The organism is Bartonella sp. AP58NXGY (assembly GCF_042195785.1).
In the GTDB taxonomy this organism is placed as follows: Bacteria; Pseudomonadota; Alphaproteobacteria; order Rhizobiales; family Rhizobiaceae; genus Bartonella.
In genome coordinates this window covers 1-4,061 of record NZ_JBHIOY010000032.1, presented here as the reverse complement: position 1 = coordinate 4,061, position 4,061 = coordinate 1, and the positions used below count along the sequence as shown (strand labels likewise).

Here is a 4,061-nt window from a genome sequence, read left to right as displayed (position 1 = left end):
GGAGGTGTACTTGATGCCCACAATCAGAGAGTTGTTGATGCCAATAGAGAACGTTGGCTGGAACAAGACAATAGCGGCTGGAATAGGTTGAATATGCTTATGAACGCCGGTCATGGCTTCGCAAGAAATTACGGCACGACAACGAATAATGTGTCAGAATCTAAGATGCATGGTAACGACCCTTGGAAGAACGCTATAGGGATTTTAGCTGGTATTTCTGGTTTTGCAGGACAAAAGTGAGGTAGTTATGCAAAATAGTAACGATAACATGTTATCAAGACTTCTTAAGTCTATGTATGTAATGAGACAATATGTACCATATATGCGTAGCTACGATCAACATTTGGCATTAGAAGAAGCCAAACAACAGGCAAATAATTTGCCTTATTTAACCCCTTCTTCACCTATAGCAACTTTTGGTTCACAATCGAATCCTTTAGGTTTCGCTAAAAATACTTCACCTTTACCAGATGTAAGTTCATCTTTAAGACCGGAAGGCAGAAAACCGGATGTACCGTCTTCAGTCCCTTCTTTACCAGTAGCGACCTTTGGTTCACAACCAAACTCTTTAGATATGGAACCTTTGCCTAATGCACTTTCAGATTTGGCATCATTGAAACCAAAGCAGTCTCAATTACCAGAGCCTATTTCACCGGTAGAACCACAGCAGTTTGCACAGCCACAACAGAGCAGTGTTCCTCACCAAGATACTGGTTCTCAACAGAGTTTTTGGGATTATTTGCGTAGTCCTGAGTTTTTACAAAGATTATCGGATTATGGGATTGGTTATGCATTATCAGATGGGACGATAGCACAAAGTTTAGCGAGTGGAGCTATGAATCTTCGTCGTGGTGATATGGAAAGAGAAAAAAGAGGACAGGTTAACCAGACCGTCGAGTATCTAAAGTCCAAAGGCTATAGTGAAGAAGAAGCTGCTATTATGGCACGTAATCCGCAAATGCTTAGTGCGATGCTAACAGGTGGTGATACTCCTAAGTTACCTCTGGGGCATCAATGGTATATCAATCCGGAGACAGGTGAACGTGAAGCGAGACCGATTAAAGGATCTCTACAGGAATTGGAGTATAATCAGAAAAAACGAGACATAGAAGAGTGGGAAACAAATAAGAGAGAGTATGTGAAAGAAGTTGCATTAGAAATTGATAATACTATGGGTGCGGTTAATCATGCCATTAAACTTATAGAGAGTGATCCAGATTGGGTTGCTGGTAAAGGTGGTACGGTTACTCAAATTTTCCCAGGATCTGATGCCAAAACATTAAAATATCTATTTACTCAGATTCAAGGCGGTGTCTTTAAGCGAGTGATTGCATCAATCAAAAAACAAAGTAAGAATGGAACCGTAGGTGTTGGTCCATTATCTGAGAAAGAAAGCCAGTGGTTAGTATCATCTTATGGTACTTTAGATATTAGTGACAAGCCTGAAGTATTACATACAAGACTTTTAAATATTAAGAAGATGCTTGCACATTTTCAAGAATTTAATAATGAAGAAATTTATAGGTTATCACATGGATTGGAAGTAAAAGAGCGTAAAAAAGACCCTTCTCAATCTTTTACTAATGGGTTGGTGTCACAAGGAGGTAGTGAAAATATACCAAAGATGAGTTTAGAAGAGGCATCTATTAAGGATAACGTACTTTATTTTGTGGATAGTTCCAGTGGTGAATTTCTGGTTAAGGAGTAAATATTAATGGCCCCTTATAAGACTTCTGGTGCGATTAATTCTCAATATGTATATGCTAAGAATGGGACACGTTTTCGTGTAGTTGAAGATTCTGCTGAGATTGAAAAGATTATAAGATCAAATGCTAACAGTTCTTCTTCATCTTCTCCTCGATATGTATACGCTAAGAACGGAACACGTTTCCGCGTAGTTGAAGATCCCGCTGAGATTGCGAAGCTATCTAATCAATCAACTACAACAGATGATTTCTCATTTGATGATAAAGATCTTACGGTGTTGGATGCTGTTATGAGGAATAGCGCGTCTGGTGCGACGGCAGATTATTTTGACGAGATGAAAGCAGCCAATGAAGCGGGTTTTATAGATTATTGGCGTGGTGATAAGAAAGCAGAGGAGATATATAATAGACGGGTAGCTAAGGAGCGCGCTTACCAAAAAGCCTTGCAAGAGAAATATCCTATTTGGTCTTCTATTGCTTATGCTGCTGGTTCACTTGTACCGACAGGACTCTCACTTTTTGTGCCTCCATTAAGGGCTTTGGCTCTTGCAAAGCATATGTCAACACTTGGAAATATTGGTAAGGCGATGATGTTCGGGGCAGGTTCAGGAGCTTTACATGGCTCTGGAGCAGGAGAGGGTCTTTCTGGTCGTCTTATATCGGCAGGGTTTGGTGGTGGTATTGGAACAGTAGCTGGTCCTATTGGTTCTCTTGCCGGTACAGTTGCTTCTTGGGGTACAAAAAAAATGGCAAGGGGATTGCAACATGTTCCCTATATTCCCTTTATGAAAGGAGGGCGTTTTAATCCTGCTCATAAGGAAGTTCAAACTAAAGTAGTCAGAGAAGTTGCAAAAACATTATATGATGATGGTGTTGAGAATGTTGCTGAACATCTTGCAAATGCACCACGCCATGCATTTTTGACAGATATTAGTCCGAATTTAGAAGTATTGCTTGCGAATATGGGGACAACAAATACGCGTGTTTCTGAACTTTTGAAAAGAGCCCATGAAGGACGGATGCAGGGAGCAGTTCAGCGCCTTGGTCAATCGGCAGATGAAAACATTACCCCTCTCCAAGATACGAAAGTTTTAAAAAGGTTGCTTAAAGAGCAAGGGGAAGAAGCACATGGTTCTCTCTATGCACAAGCCTATCGTACTCCAATAGAAAAAAGATATTATCCAGCTCTTAATAGGCTTTTTAAACAAGAAGGATTTCAAGACGCTCTTAAGCACGCTGTCAAAAAGTTAGAAAGAGACCCCCGCACAGCAATACCTCAACGATTCTATGCAAAAGAGTTTAGCCATATCAATTATAAACCTACAATGGAGTTACTAGATCGAAGCAAGAAATCCCTTGATGTTTTAATCAGAATGAATCGAAAGCTTGGTGATGAAGAAGGGGCTTCTACATATCAAATTTTGAAGAACAATTTGGTAAAAATAACGGATAAAATTTCCCCTACTTATAAAGCAGCTCGGGGTAGCGCAGCAAAATACAAAGGCTTTGCAGAAGCTATAAGCCAAGGCAAAAAAATTGCAGAAAGAGATGTATCTGGAGAGGGGATTGCAGAAGGTCTTCGTAAAGGAGCAATGCCTAGTGGTCTCAATACTTATCATGTAGGGATGAGAGACTATATTGATGATCTATTAAAAGGTTCGCGTCCTATTAATAGCCTTTCAAATATTTTACAAACGGGTAGCATGTCAGATAATCTAAGCAGATCTTTAAGCTCTAAAAACATTCATGCGTTTAGAAAAGCTGTAGAGGGTGAAAGGTTCTATGAAGATGCGGCGAAAAGAGCACTGAAACCGTTTCAAGGAACGCCTGAACATAATTATTTAACAGGTGTTAATATACCGTATGGAAAAACTAGTGCAGCACATGCAGGGGCAAAAATTATACAAAATATTTTATCTGATACGATTAGAAAATTGCCACAAAAAGAAAGGCAAATACTTGAACGTGATATAGCGAAATTAGCAACTTTTGGCGTTAAAGGTATGAACCAGAAGGAAGTTGCTCAAATGTTACAAAGATTTATACAATTACATAAAGCAGGAATTGGTAGTGACCATTTTTGGCATTTCATTTCTTCGGCAGCGTTAGGAGAAGCGGGAAGATTTTTAAGGAGTAAGGGTTAATGACCCGTTCTAGTCCTTCAGTCGATCAAGCGATCCGTCAAGCAGCAGCGCGATATGGCTTGCCAGAAAGCTATTTGTACCGTGTTGCGCAAGTGGAAAGTGGCGGCAATCCCAATGCAAGGAATCCACGTTCATCTGCGGGTGGGTTGTATCAATTTATAGACAGCACAGCCAAACAATATGGTTTGCAAGACCGTTTTGACCCCATGCA

General features: G+C 40.1%; 3 protein-coding genes and 1 pseudogene. All 4 read left to right on the top strand.

What is annotated here, in order from left to right:
* Positions 1–240: pseudogene (locus ACFINC_RS08990) on the top strand (hypothetical protein); the annotation flags it as partial.
* An 82-nt stretch (positions 241–322) separates the two neighbouring features.
* Positions 323–1,708 carry a hypothetical protein gene (locus ACFINC_RS08985; RefSeq protein ID WP_375616986.1) on the top strand — a complete coding sequence of 462 codons (1,386 nt, stop codon included), beginning with the start codon at positions 323–325 and terminating at the stop codon, positions 1,706–1,708.
* A 6-nt stretch (positions 1,709–1,714) separates the two neighbouring features.
* Positions 1,715–3,850, top strand: a complete 2,136-nt coding sequence (locus tag ACFINC_RS08980) for a glycine zipper family protein (protein WP_375612625.1) — start codon at positions 1,715–1,717, stop codon at positions 3,848–3,850.
* Positions 3,850–4,061: transglycosylase SLT domain-containing protein (locus ACFINC_RS08975; protein WP_375616985.1), on the top strand; the 212-nt coding region annotated here is incomplete at its 3' end. The genes ACFINC_RS08980 and ACFINC_RS08975, both read left to right, overlap by 1 nt.

Coding starts and splice junctions, on each gene's coding strand:
- ACFINC_RS08985 (WP_375616986.1), top strand. CDS start 323: ATGCGTAGCTACGATCAACATTTGGCATTAGAAGAAGCCAAACAACAG.
- ACFINC_RS08980 (WP_375612625.1), top strand. CDS start 1,715: ATGGCCCCTTATAAGACTTCTGGTGCGATTAATTCTCAATATGTATAT.